11 protein-coding genes are annotated in these 12,481 nt (G+C 65.6%); 2 read left to right on the plus strand and 9 right to left on the minus strand.

Features of this window, described 5'->3' with window-relative positions; all coding sequences use genetic code 11:
* The 8 genes from BMI91_RS01725 to BMI91_RS01760 form a co-directional block, all read right to left on the minus strand.
* Window positions 1-1,050 (minus strand): threonine aldolase family protein, encoded by a 1,050-nt coding sequence (locus tag BMI91_RS01725; RefSeq protein ID WP_078603773.1) that lies wholly within the window; start codon window positions 1,048-1,050, stop codon window positions 1-3.
* Window positions 1,047-1,496, minus strand: a complete 450-nt coding sequence (locus BMI91_RS01730; protein ID WP_078599267.1) for a YcgN family cysteine cluster protein — start codon at window positions 1,494-1,496, stop codon at window positions 1,047-1,049. Before BMI91_RS01730 ends, BMI91_RS01725 begins: the two co-directional genes overlap by 4 nt.
* A gap of 260 nt (window positions 1,497-1,756) precedes the next feature.
* Window positions 1,757-2,695 carry a bifunctional riboflavin kinase/FAD synthetase gene (locus BMI91_RS01735; protein WP_078603774.1) on the minus strand — a complete coding sequence of 313 codons (939 nt, stop codon included), beginning with the start codon at window positions 2,693-2,695 and terminating at the stop codon, window positions 1,757-1,759.
* Window positions 2,696-2,724: 29 nt separating this feature from the next.
* On the minus strand, window positions 2,725-3,168 hold the full coding sequence (locus tag BMI91_RS01740; protein ID WP_075774735.1) for a MaoC family dehydratase: 444 nt from the start codon (window positions 3,166-3,168) through the stop codon (window positions 2,725-2,727).
* A 141-nt stretch (window positions 3,169-3,309) separates the two neighbouring features.
* Entirely contained in the window at window positions 3,310-4,188 is an 879-nt protein-coding gene (locus BMI91_RS01745; protein ID WP_078603775.1) for a TIGR01459 family HAD-type hydrolase, read from the minus strand.
* A 112-nt stretch (window positions 4,189-4,300) separates the two neighbouring features.
* On the minus strand, window positions 4,301-5,152 hold the full coding sequence (locus tag BMI91_RS01750; RefSeq protein ID WP_078603776.1) for a CpsD/CapB family tyrosine-protein kinase: 852 nt from the start codon (window positions 5,150-5,152) through the stop codon (window positions 4,301-4,303).
* Between the two features lie 16 nt (window positions 5,153-5,168).
* Window positions 5,169-6,677, minus strand: a complete 1,509-nt coding sequence (locus BMI91_RS01755) for a GumC family protein (protein ID WP_078603777.1) — start codon at window positions 6,675-6,677, stop codon at window positions 5,169-5,171.
* Window positions 6,677-7,597, minus strand: a complete 921-nt coding sequence (locus BMI91_RS01760; protein ID WP_078603778.1) for an ExeA family protein — start codon at window positions 7,595-7,597, stop codon at window positions 6,677-6,679. The genes BMI91_RS01755 and BMI91_RS01760 overlap by 1 nt, the downstream gene beginning before the upstream one ends.
* 249 nt (window positions 7,598-7,846) lie before the next feature.
* Between BMI91_RS01760 and BMI91_RS01765 the strand changes: the two genes are divergently transcribed.
* Together BMI91_RS01765 and xrtD are read left to right on the plus strand one after the other, a co-directional pair.
* Window positions 7,847-10,363 carry a tetratricopeptide repeat protein gene (locus BMI91_RS01765; RefSeq protein WP_158522064.1) on the plus strand — a complete coding sequence of 839 codons (2,517 nt, stop codon included), beginning with the start codon at window positions 7,847-7,849 and terminating at the stop codon, window positions 10,361-10,363.
* An 80-nt stretch (window positions 10,364-10,443) separates the two neighbouring features.
* Window positions 10,444-12,024 carry a VPLPA-CTERM-specific exosortase XrtD gene (gene xrtD / locus BMI91_RS01770; RefSeq protein WP_078603780.1) on the plus strand — a complete coding sequence of 527 codons (1,581 nt, stop codon included), beginning with the start codon at window positions 10,444-10,446 and terminating at the stop codon, window positions 12,022-12,024.
* 5 nt (window positions 12,025-12,029) lie between these two features.
* Here xrtD and BMI91_RS01775 read toward each other — a convergent pair whose 3' ends face one another.
* Complete coding sequence (locus BMI91_RS01775) at window positions 12,030-12,299, minus strand: hypothetical protein (RefSeq protein WP_078603781.1); 270 nt, start codon at window positions 12,297-12,299, stop codon at window positions 12,030-12,032.
* Between the last annotated feature and the right edge of the window lie 182 nt (window positions 12,300-12,481).

Raw genomic sequence — 12,481 nt, forward strand, 5'->3', positions numbered from 1 at the left:
TTACGCCAGATGGCCGAGGAAGGCGTCGATTTCCTCAGGCGTCGTGGCCCAGGAACAGACCAGTCGCGCAGCCAGAAGCTCGTCCTCGGGCCCTTCCAGCGACTGGTCGAACGGCCAGAGGTAGTAATAGGCCCCCGCCGCATTCGCGCGCTTATGCGCCCCACGCGGCAAGGCGGCGAAGACCGCGTTGGCCTGCGTCGGGTGGATCAGCTTCGCGCCCTCGATCTGGCCGATGCCTTCCGAGAGTTTGCGTGCCATTGCATTGGCATGGCGCGCGGTCTTCAACCACAGATCGTCGGCCAGATAGGCCTGCATCTGCGCCGCGAGGAAACGGTGCTTCGAGAAGAGATGGCCGCCACGCTTGCGGCGCAGCTCGAACTCCCAGGCGCGTTTGGGGTCAAAAATCACCACCGCCTCGACGCCCATGCAGCCGTTCTTCGTGCCGCCGAAGCTGAGCACGTCGACGCCCGCCTTCCAGGTCATTTCCGCGGGGGTGCAGCCCGCGGACACAAGCGCATTGGCGAAGCGTGCGCCGTCCATATGCACGGGCAGATGGAAGCGGCGGGCAACGTCGGTCAGCGCCTTGACGTCCTCGGGCGAATAGACCGCGCCCGCCTCGGTCGAGTTGGTGATCGAGACCATGCCGCGCTGCACGTTATGGATGCCGCCGCGCCCGGTATGGGCGATGGTGCGCGCGAGCGCATCGGGGTCCATCTTCGCGTCCGGCCCGTCGACCAGAACCAGTTTCGAGCCGTTCGTGTAAAATTCCGGCGCGCCGCATTCGTCTTCCTCGATATGGGCGTTGCGGTGGCAGAAGATCGCACCCCAGGGCTGAGTCAGCACCGCGCAGGAGAGCGCATTGGCCGCCGTGCCGGTCGCAACCAGATAGACGCGCGCCTTGGGGGCCTCGAAAATATCGCGGATCTTCGCCTGCACGCCTTCGGTGATCGGGTCGTCGCCATAGGAATGCACATGCCCCTCATTCGCGGCCATGAGGCCCTCGAGAATGGCGGGATGGGCACCGGACGTGTTGTCGGAGGCAAAATTCATGAGAGATCCTCGATCGTGTATTCGTCCCATTCTTCTTCGGGCACTTCGAATTCGGGCACGGTCCAGCCGCGCACGCTTTCCCCGGCCTCGTGGACCGTCTCGCGCGAGCCCGAGATCAGGTAGTGCCAGTCATGGAGCGGCTTGTCTTCGAAGCGCAGCCGATAGGCGCAGGTCGCGGGCATCCAATAGGCGATCTTGTGGATCGTCTTCGGGCTGAGCGTGACGCATTCGGGGACGAACTGGTGGCGAATGTCATATTGCGTGCAGCTGCAGCTCTCGCCATCGAGAAGCCGGCAGGCGACGCGGGTGAAGACGACCTCGCCCGTATCCTCGTATTCGAGCTTGTTCAGGCAGCATTTGCCGCAGCCATCGCACAGCGCCTCCCATTCGGGGGCGGTGAGCTTTTTCAGCGGCAGTTTCCAGAACTCGGGGCGCAGTTTGGTCATGGCGCGGAAAATGGGGCAGCGGCGGGGAAATGGAAAGGGCAGATCGGCGGATCGTGAGCGGATCTGCGATTTGGACATGGCGGGGGGGGCTGCGCCCGACCTCGGGTGGGCGTTCGCGACTTTGATGGTCTGCGCTTTATGGTCCCGTCACCGAGCGACGTCGATGCGCGCGTGGCGGGCACAAAAGCGCCCTCCCGGGGGGAGGTCGGGCGCTGCCCGGGCTGGTCGCCCAGGCGGGAGCTGAATTCGGCGTTCGGCCCTCAGCGCTCGGCCAGTATCTCCCGCGCGCGGGCGCAATCGGCATCCATCTGCGCGACCAGCGCCTCGAGCCCGTCGAACTTCATCTCGGGGCGCAGGAATTCGACCAGCGCGACCGAGACATGCTCGTCGTAGAGGTCGCCTTTGAAATCGAAGACGAAGGTCTCGAGGTTCGGGGTATTTTCGCCGAACATCGGGCGCACGCCGAGGCTCGCCGCCCCGGTATAGCTGCCCTTATGCGGCCCGGTAAGCACGTCGAACTTCACCGCATAGACGCCCAGCTTGGGCAGATGCAGCCCGGCCATCGACATATTCGCGGTCGGATAGCCCAGATCGCGGCCGCGCTTGTCGCCATGCAGCACCGCACCCTCAATCCGGTGCAGGTGGCCCAGCATCGCGGCGGCATCCTCGGGGCGGCCTTCGGCCAATGCGGTGCGGATCGCGGTCGAAGATGCCTCAACCCCCTCGACATGCAGAAGCGGTGCGACGGTGACCTCGAAGCCGTATTTCGCGCCCAGCTCCGTCAGCATGGCCGTGTCGCCCTCGCGGCCCTTGCCAAAGCGGAAATCGCCGCCAACGGCGACATGGGTCACGCCCAGACCTTCGGCGAGCACTTCGCGGGCGAACGCGTCGGCGCTCATATCGGCCAGCTCTTCGTTGAAGGGCAGCTCATAGAGCCGCTCGACGCCGAGCTTGGCCAGCCGGTTGGCGCGCGCCTCGGGGTTCATCAGCCGGAATGGCGGCAGCGTCTTGCCCGCCCGGGCTGCGAAGAATTCGCGGGGATGGGGCTCGAAGGTGATGACGCCCAGCGGCGCATCTTTCCAACGTGCCTGATCGATCACCGATTGATGGCCGAGATGGATGCCGTCGAAATTGCCCATCGCGACGGAAGCCCCGCGCGCGGATTTCTCCAGCGATTTCCAAGTGGTCAAGCGTTTCATCCACCCCGCCCTCCGGCGAGGTCGCCGGGTCAGTCGAACTTGCGCGAGGGCGCCAGAACCAGCGCCTCGCCTTTCACGACCACCGTATCGCCCACCGCGCAGTGGGTTTCAAGCGTGACACGGCGACGCGAATGATCGATCGCCGTCACCTTCACCTCGGCATAGACCACATCGCCGGGGCGCACGGGGGCCATGAATTTGAGCGACTGGCCCAGATAGACGGTGCCATGACCGGGAAGCTGCTCGCCAATGACTGCCGAGATCAGGCCGGCAGTCAGCATGCCATGCGCGATTCGACCCTCGAAAATGGTGTCTTGCGCATAGGCATCGTCCAGATGGACCGGGTTATGGTCGGTGGAGACCTCCGCGAACATCTCGATGTCGCGGTCGGTGACCTCCTTGCGGAGGTAGCGCACCATGCCGATTTCCAGATCTTCGATGCAGATCGTGCCACGGGGCAGGTTGTCGAGCATATCCATAGGTCCCAGCCGGAAGTTCATGTTGCACTGCGGCATAGCACATGCGGCAGAGCACAGGCAAGACGCCTGCGCAACTTTTTTACCCTACCGCAACAAAAGGCGCAACAAAGTTACCGCCTGAATTTTGCGCTCCGCTCAGGTCAGCTGACCCATCGTGTAGAGCGGGTCGCGCTGACGCGCCTCCAGCCAGGTGCGCAGCAATTCGGGATCAGGGTTCTGCGGATCGGCCCCGAACTGGTCATGCGCCAGCCCGCTGGAGATGAAGAGGCAATCGATCCCCTCCCCCGCAGCGCCGGCCACATCGGTATTGATCCCGTCGCCGATGGCGAGGATGCGCGCATCCTCCGCGCCGCCCAGACGGCTCAGCTTGCGCCGCGCGAGATCGTAGATCGGCGGATGGGGCTTACCGAAATACATCGCCTCGCCGCCCATTTCCTCATAAAGCGCAGCCAGCGCGCCAGCGCAGTAGATGCGCTTGTCGCCCAGATCGACGACGATATCGGGGTTCGCACAAAGCATCGGCAGCTCGCGCATCTTCGCGAGCAGGAACTTCGGGCGGTAATCCTCGGGGACTTCGTTCACCTCGTCGAAGGGACCGGTGCAGACGATGCCCTCGGCGTCGTCGAAATCGACACGGGTGATCTCGGCCTGCCCCTGCCATTCCTCGGGCACCTCGGTGAAAAACCCGTCATCCTTGGACGGGCCCAGATGCCAGACCTTCTTGCCCACGGCGCCCGCGAACATCGCATCCTGCGCGGCATCGCCGGAGGAGACGACGAGGTCATAAGCGTCGCGCGGACAGCCCAGCTTGTCGAGCGACTCCATCACGAATTTCGCGGGCCGCGGAGCATTGGTCAGAAGCACGACTTTGCCGCCCTTCGCACGATAGGCCTGCAGCGCCTCGACGGCCGCGGGAAACGCCTTAACCCCGTTATGCAGACAGCCCCAGAGGTCGCAAAACAGCGCGTCATAGGGGGCGGAAATCTCGGACAGCGAAGAGATGATGCGGGTCATGGCGGCCTTTCGTCAGCAGGGTTTGGCGCGGTCAGAGCCCCCGCAAGCGGGGGGCGCGCGCTTACCGAAGCTATATGGCACGGGCATGACGGAAGGCAAAGCGGTCGGCCGCTCAGTCCTCCTCCGTCGCGGCCCCGTAACCGTAGCCATAGGCATAGCCATATTCGGGGGCTGCGAAGCGGAATTTGTTGACCACGACGCCCATCACATTGGTGCGTTCGGCCAGCTCACGCTCGCAGATGTCGATTTCCTGAATCGTGGTCTCTTCGGTCGCGGCGATGATCAGCACGCAATCGACATGGGCGGCGAGCGAGAGCGTGTCGTCGCTGACCAGCACCGGCGCGGTGTCGAAGATCATCAGGTCGGGGGCGTAGATCGTCTCGATCCGCTCCAGCGCCTCAGCGGCGCGGCGCGACTGGATCAGTTCGGCCGGGGTCTCGACCGGTTTGCTATTCGCGCCAATCGCGAGATTGCCGCCCAACCGCAAGGCGTGATCGGCAAACTCGGCCGTGCCTGCGAGCACTTCGGAGATCTGCGGCCCACGCGGCGCGTCGAGCAGCTTCAACAGTGAGGGTTTGCGGAAATCGGCCTCGATGAGCAGCGTGTGCCGCTCTTGCTGCCGCGCGAGGCTGAGCGCGAGATTGAGCGCGACGGTCGATTTCCCGCAGCCCGCTGAGGGCGAGGTGATCGCCAGCCGCCGCCAGCCATTGGCGCGCATTTGCTGCACGATCTTGGTGCGCATGAGGTCGATCGGGGCGCTCTCGGCGCTGCCATCGGGGCTGACGATGCGCTTGCCGCGCAGCCGCCCCAAATTCGGGGCGATCGGCGTCAGCGCCTGCCACGCGCCCGCCGTGATACCGTCGACGCCGGGGGCGACCTGCGCCCGGACCGAAGGCTCGGAGGCTGCGCGGCCCGAGCGGGCGGCGCGGGCTTTGGCAATCGCGTCTCGCAATCTTTCCGCCATCTCTCGCCTCCTTGCCTCAGAACAGCCGGTCGAGCGGCATGTAGAATGCGCCGAACAGCACCACGACCGCGACGAAAGCCGCGCCCACCATGGAGCCGGAGACCAGCACCTTGCGGCGACGACGGCGCGCGTCTTCGGGCGTGCTCAGATAGGGCAGCGTCGCGAAAGCCGAGATACCGAGATGGCGCTGCAGGTCTTCGGGGCGACGGATTCCGGTGCTGAGCAATTCACGCAGCGCAATCGCCACGAGACCGAACAGCAGCCCCACCCCGACGCCTGCCAGCGCGAGCGTCTTTCGATTGGGCTTCACCGGCTCGCCCGGCGCGACCGCCTGATCGATCACGGTCAGCTTCTCGCCCTTGGCCAGCGACTCGATCGTATCGCCCGTCTCGGCCACGGCGCGCGCTTTCACGGCGCTGTCGTATTGATCGGCGAGATTGTCGTGATCGCGGCGCAGCGCCTCGAGCGCCGATGCGTTGGCGGGCACTTTCGCAATCGCCTCGCGGAGTTGCGCGATTTTCAGATCGGCGGCATCCCCGGCGGCTTGCGCCACGAAAAGCGTATCGATCAATTCGCGCAGACGGCTCTCGAAGGCGGAGTTGGCTTTCGGCAGCGGCAGTTCCACCTGCTGCGACAATTCCTGAATCTGCGCGCCCAGCGCCGCAAGGCGGGCATCATCGGCGGGCAGTAGCGGCTTGAGCGCGTCGCGCTGCGCCTCGAGCCGGGCCAGTTCGCGCGCGGCGGGCGGATAGATCGCGTCGCGGTCGACCACACGCCCCGCCGCTTCGCGCAGGCGCACCAGCCGGTCGATCTCCGTCTCGGTCTCGTTCACATGCGCGAGCCGGGTCTCCGCGCCCGCCTGAAGGGCAGCGAGACGGTCGCGCAGCAGCGGCAATTCCTCGGGCAATGCGTCGCCGTTTTCCTGCCTGAACTGCAACATCGCGCTGGAGGATTTCGCCAGTTCGCCTTCCAGCCGATCCACCTCGCGCGAGAAGAAATCAAGCGTGTCGCGCGCGGCCTTGGTGCGGATATCGCTGTCTTCCTTGAGGATGCGCGTCACCAGCTCGTTCGCGACCCGCGCAGCGCGAGCCGGAGCACCAGCGCGGAAGGACACCGTCATGAAGGTCGCGTCCTTCGGGGCGGAGCGCGACTTGCTCTGCTCGGAGATCTCGATCTCGACCGAGTTCTGAAGCGCCTCGAAGACCGCATCGGCATTGCGCGCGCCGGACTCGGTGCGCAGATCGGGGAACAGTGCCATACGCCGCGCCATGTCGAGCAGGCTCTCCCGCGAGAGCACCCGCTTGCGGATCACCTGCAGCTTGGCATTGGTGTCGGTGCGCACGGTCGAGGCCGCCAGACCGTCCGGGATGCGGTCCCCTTCGACGACGAGAAGCGCCTTGGCCTCGTAGATCGGCGTGATCATCCGCCCCGCCGCCAGACCGACAAGCGCGCCCAGCAACACCGCCAGCAAAAGCCAGTGGATCCGCCGGGCGAACAAGGCTGCGTAGAAGCGGAGCTCCCGCATCAGCGCCCTCCCCTGTGGAGGAAGGCGGGCGCGGCCTCAGCGGATGCTGCAGCGGTTGGCGCGGGGGCGATCACGCGCGGCTTGGCGCGCTGGGTCTCGACCGGCAGATAGAAGACGTTGTCCTCGATCACCCTGTCGATGATCTCGCCGGTGACGATCTCCGAACGCGCCGAATAGGCATAGACCATACCCAGATCGGCCAGCTGGTTCATCAGCCGCGGAAGGCCACCGCAATGGGCGTGCAGTTTCTGCGCGGCTTCGGGGGTGAAGATCTCGCGCGTCGCCCCCGCGACCTGCAGGCGATGGGCGATATAGGGCTGCGCGCAATCGGCGGGCATCGGCCCGAGATGGAAGCCGGAAGACACTCGCTGCGCAAACTGGCGCAGTTCGGGCCGTGCGATCAGGTCGCGCAGTTCCGGCTGCCCCATCAGGATCAACTGCACCAGCTCGTCCTTGTCCGCGTTGATATTGGTGATCATGCGCAGTTCTTCGAGCACGCCCGCATCGAGGTTCTGCGCCTCGTCGATCACAACCACTACACGCCGCCCGGCGGCATACTCCTGGATCAGAAGCTGCTGGAACCGGTCGTAGATCAGGACGTAATCCTCGCCCGCCTCCACCCTCTGGCCGAGCGAGAGCATGATCCAGCGGATCACGTCATCGCGCGAGCCGCGCGCGTTCGACACGAGCGCGATTGTCACATCCTCGGAGATCGTCGCCATCAGGTGACGCAGCAGCGTTGTCTTGCCCGCCCCGACCTCGCCAGTGATCAGCGTGATCGGTGCGCGCGAGAACAGCCCGTATTCGAGCATGGTCGCCGCGTGCTTGTGCTCTGGAGACCAGAACAGGAAATCGGGATCGGGCAGCAACGAAAAAGGACGTTCTGCCAAGCCGAAGAATTCGGTGTAGATTTCGTTCATGCCTGTACCGGGCCTTTGGCCTCTGGGATTTGTTTGCGACAGTAAGCTGCATCTCCCCGCCTTACGCAAGAATTCGTGAGCAATTCGCGAGTGGCTGAGGCGAAACTGTCGCAAAAACGCGTCTATTCCTAGGAAAACTGGCTATTTAGACAGGGGGGCGCTGTTCAAATCTCTTTATAGATGACGTCGGAGCAGCTAGCCTTTCTGCCAAGCGCCAGTCAGAGCGCAGTAGCAGAGCAGGCAAGACAGATGCCCCGATACCAGTATGCGCGCGCGAGCTTTTTCGCGCTTTGCGCGGCGCTCGCATTGAGCGGCTGCAAGAGTGACGCAGACAAGGCCGAAGCCCATTACCAATCGGCCCAGACCCTTCTGGCCGAGGGCGATCCCGTCCGCGCGATGGTCGAGCTGCGCAACGTCTTCGAATATGACGGCACCCATAAGGCCGCGCGGCGCGCCTATGCCGATCTGCTGCTGGCGCAGGGACGGCTGCAGGAAGCCTTCAGCCAATATCTGCGTCTGCTCGAACAATATCCCGAGACGGTCGAGGTGCATCGCATCCTTGCGGAGCTGTCGCTGCGCACGGGCAACCTGCCACGCGCGCAAAAACAGGTCGACGCGGTGCTGGAACTCGCGCCCGACGATCCCGGCGCGCAGGCGGTGCAGCTCGCACTCGATCTGCGGCAGGCGAGCCTGTCGCGCGACACGGGCCGCCAGTCCGAAATCGCGGCGCAGGCCAAGGCTCTGACCGTGGCACATCCCGAGGTCCTGACCGGCTGGCATGTGCTGATCGACGCGCGCAACGCCCAAGGCGACGACGCCGCGACACTGGCCGCGCTCGATACGGCGCTTGCCCGCGATCCGGCGCAATACCGGCTGCAGGTTCTCAAGCTGGAGCTGATCTCGAAGCGTGGGACGAGCGCAGAGATCGGCGCGCAGCTCGAAGTGATGCAGGGGCTGTTCCCCGAAGACCCGAAAACCCGCACCGCCCTCATCGCTTGGTATGTGCTGCGCGACGATCCGGCGGGGGCGGCGCGCTTCCTGCGCAAGCTCGCGACCGATCGCGAGCAGCAGACGGGCGGCTATCTGGAACTCGTGCGTTTTCTGGCCCGCGCGAAAGGCGCCGAGGCCGCGCGGGCGGAACTCGACTCGCTGATCGTGCAGTCGAAGGGCGCGGCGAATGAGGCGATCTTCACCGCGATGCGGGCCGATCTGGATTTTCAGGCCGGAGACCGGGCGGCGGCTTTGACGCGGATGCAGGCGCTGATCGAGAGCCATCCCGACAGCGAGGAGATGCGACAGCTGCGCTCTGCTTACGCCCGGATGCTCGACCATGACGGGCAGCGCGATAAGGCGAAAACCGAGATCGCGGCCATTCTGAAGACCGATCCGACCAACGTCCCGGCCCTGCAGCAGCGCGCGGCGTGGCGGATCGAGGAGGATCGCCTCGATCTGGCGATCACCGATCTGCGCAGCGCACTGCAGCAGGCCCCCGACAACCCGCAGACCCTGACGCTGCTGGGCGAGGCCGACCTGCGCGAGGGCGCGCCCGATCTGGCGATGGGCCGCTTCAGCCAAGCCTATGATGCGGCGGGGCGCGCCGCGCCCGAGGCGATCCGCTATGTCGATTTCCTCTTCGCGCATGACCGCGCCAGCGCCGCGCGGACGGTTCTGGCCGAGGCCGTGGCGGTCACCCCCAACAGCCCCGGTCTGCTCAAGCGGCAGGCTGATCTGGCGCTGGCCGATCGCGACTGGATGCTCGCCCATCGCATCGCAGACCGGCTCGACACATCTTCGGCCCCGGGCACGGAGGCGCTGGCGCAGTCGATCCGCGCCGCGATCCTGATGGGGCGCGGACGCAGCGAGAGCGCAATCGAGACGCTGAAAACCCTGGTGCAGACGCCCGGGACCGGCGAAGACGGCGTCACCACGGCCCCTGCGGTCTCGGCGGCGGCGGTCTCGGCCGTGGTGCAGGCGCAACTGGCCTCCGGGCGGGGCGGCGAGGCGCGCGCCTATCTGGAGGCGCAACTGACCCAGCAGCCCGACAATCGCGGCTTGCGGCTGCTGGAGGCGAACCTCTGCGCGATTCAGGGCGAGACCGACCGGGCTGAGACCGGGCTGCGCACGCTGATGTATGAAGACCCGGCCGATCCGCGCCCGGCCCGCCAACTCTATCGCCTGCTTGCGGCCCAAGGGCGTGAAGGCGATGCGCTTGCGGTGATCCAGACGGCGCTGGAAAAGGCGCCGCAGGCCGATCCGCTGCTGCTGCTCTACCGGGCGCGCTCGGAGGAGAAATCGGGCCGGTTCGACGCAGCGATCGCAACCTATGACGATCTCTACACCCGCGACAGCGGCGATCTGATCGTGGCGAATAACCTCGCGAGCCTGCTGAGCACCCATCGCGACGACCGGCCCAGCCTCGAGCGTGCGGCGCAGATCGCGAAACGCTTCCGCGAGCGGCCCGAACCCGCCTTCAAGGACACCTATGGCTGGGCGGAATACCGGCTGGGCAATTACGGGGCTGCGCGCCCCCTTCTCGCCGCTGCCGCCGCCGGATTGCCGGAGAACCCGCTCGCGCAATATCACTACGCCGCCGTGCTGATCGCGCTGGAAGAGACCGATCTGGCCGAAGCGGCCCTGCGCGATGCGCTGCGTCTGGCCGGCGAGCCTTTGCCGCCCGCGATGCAAGGCGCGAAGGCGCAGCTTGCCGCCCTGACCGGAGAGGGCTCGTCGGGCAACACCCCGCGCCCGGCCCCGGCCCAGCGCTGATTTTGTCTTTGGATCAAAGCTCTCGCAGGGTAAGCTAATGTTAAGCGCCGCGTCAGACGGCCTATGAGCGAGCAGTCGAGATGATCACCACGAGCCCCCCTCTGCGCGAGGTGCGTGCCCTGCCATGGGGGACGCTCGGCCTGCTGTCGCTGGCTGCCCTCTCCTATCCGTTCTTCGCATTGGGGCTCGCGAGCCTCGGGGCCGCGTGGTCCACGCCGGAATATAGCCACGGGCCGCTGATCCCGCTGATTTCGCTCTATCTTTTCGCGCGAGAATTGCATCACGCACCGCTCACGCTGGAGGCCCGCCCGCAGCGCTGGCGAGGCGTCGCGGTGATCGCAGTGGCGCTCGCCCTCGCCGTTTTCGGCACCCGCGCGCAGATCGCCGATTTCGTGACCTATGCGCTGATTATCTGGATGATGGGCGCGGTACTGCTGAGCATGGGCTGGCAGGCGGGCAAACGCCATTGGAAGCCGGTGCTGCATCTGATCTTCATGCTGCCGCTGCCGCAGATCCTCTACTGGAAACTCACCATCGCCCTACAGCTCGTCTCATCGGAGCTGGGCGTGATGCTGGTGCGCGCCGCCGACATCCCGGTGCATCTGAGCGGCAATGTGATCGACCTTGGCGTCTACAAGCTGCAGGTGGCCGATGCCTGTTCGGGGCTGCGCTATCTCTTCCCGATCCTCAGCTTCTCCTACCTGTTCGGCATCCTCTATCGCGGTCCGTTCTGGCATAAGGTCGTGCTCTTCGCGATGGCCGCGCCGCTGACGGTTCTGCTGAATTCGCTGCGCATCGGTATGGTCGCGATCCTCGTCGATGCTTACGGCATCGAGCAGGCCGAGGGCTTCCTGCATGTCTTCGAGGGCTGGGTCATCTTCGGCGCGGCGATTGCGATCCTCAGCCTCACCGCGATCGGGCTGCAGCGGCTGGTGGCCGAGCCGAAACCGCTCTCGGAGGCGCTCGATCTGGACTATCGCCGTTTCGCGCCGGAAGCACGACGCTTGCGCAACCTCGCGCCGTCGCGCGATCTGGGGCTGGCGGTCGTCCTGACGGGGGTGGCACTTGCGCTCTGGTCCGGCCTGCCGCAGATGACGACGCTCCCGCCCGAGCGCGCGCCCCTGTCGTCCTTCCCGACGCAGATCGATGGCTGGCAGGGCACGCGCCGCACGCTGGAGCCTGCGACCGAGCAAGTCTTGGCAGCCAGCGATTATCTCAACGCGGTTTATACCGATCCCGGCCAGGACGCGCCGGTGAACCTGTTCGTCGCGTGGTATGCCGATCAGAGCCAAGGCGACGGCATCCATTCTCCCGAGGTCTGCCTGCCGGTCGGCGGCTGGGAAGTCAGCGCCTTCCGCCCGCATCGCATTGCCCTGCCCCACCGTGCCCCCTTCGAGGTCAACCGCGCGATCATCACCAAGGGTCTCAACCGGCAACTGGTCTATTACTGGTTCGACGGACGTGGCCGCGCGATGACGAGCGACTGGCGCGCGAAGCTGTCGGTGATCGTGGATGGGATCACGCGCGGGCGGACGGATGGCGCGTTGGTGCGCTATGTCACGCCGATCCGCCGCGACGAGGATATCCGCGCTGCCGACCGGCGCCTGACGCGCTTCATCGGGCAGTCGCTGCCCCGGCTGAGCGCCTCGATTCCGGAGTAGCGGGCTTACGAGCCCAGCGCGACGGTCCCGCCCCAGCAACCCGGGATCGGGTTGCGCGTGTCGAAGACAAGCGGGCAGGTTTCCACGGCTTTGATCGCACGATCGACGCGCGCATCGGCCATCGCCGGTGTCAGCCCGATCGCGAGCGCATGGGCGACCGGATCATAGAGCGCGCGGCCCGTCAGATCAGCGGTCGCATGAGGCTTGGCTTCACGCAGATCACCCGCGAGAGCAGAGCTGGCCACACCGGTCACAACCAGTGCGGTAAACGCCACCGCCGATGTCCTCCAATGCGCCATACAAGTTCCAAGCCGAATGCTTAACGATATAGGGCGAACCATCTCGCTGTCCGCCTCTTGAGTTTGTGGCGCAAATGGGGCGGCGCGCAACTGGAATCTTGGCGAAAATTGAGCGAAAAGAAATATTTATAAGAAACAATTCCGCTCGATCTGCAGGC

Origin of the sequence: Thioclava sediminum (assembly GCF_002020355.1) — a bacterium.
In the GTDB taxonomy this organism is placed as follows: domain Bacteria; phylum Pseudomonadota; class Alphaproteobacteria; order Rhodobacterales; family Rhodobacteraceae; genus Thioclava; species Thioclava sediminum.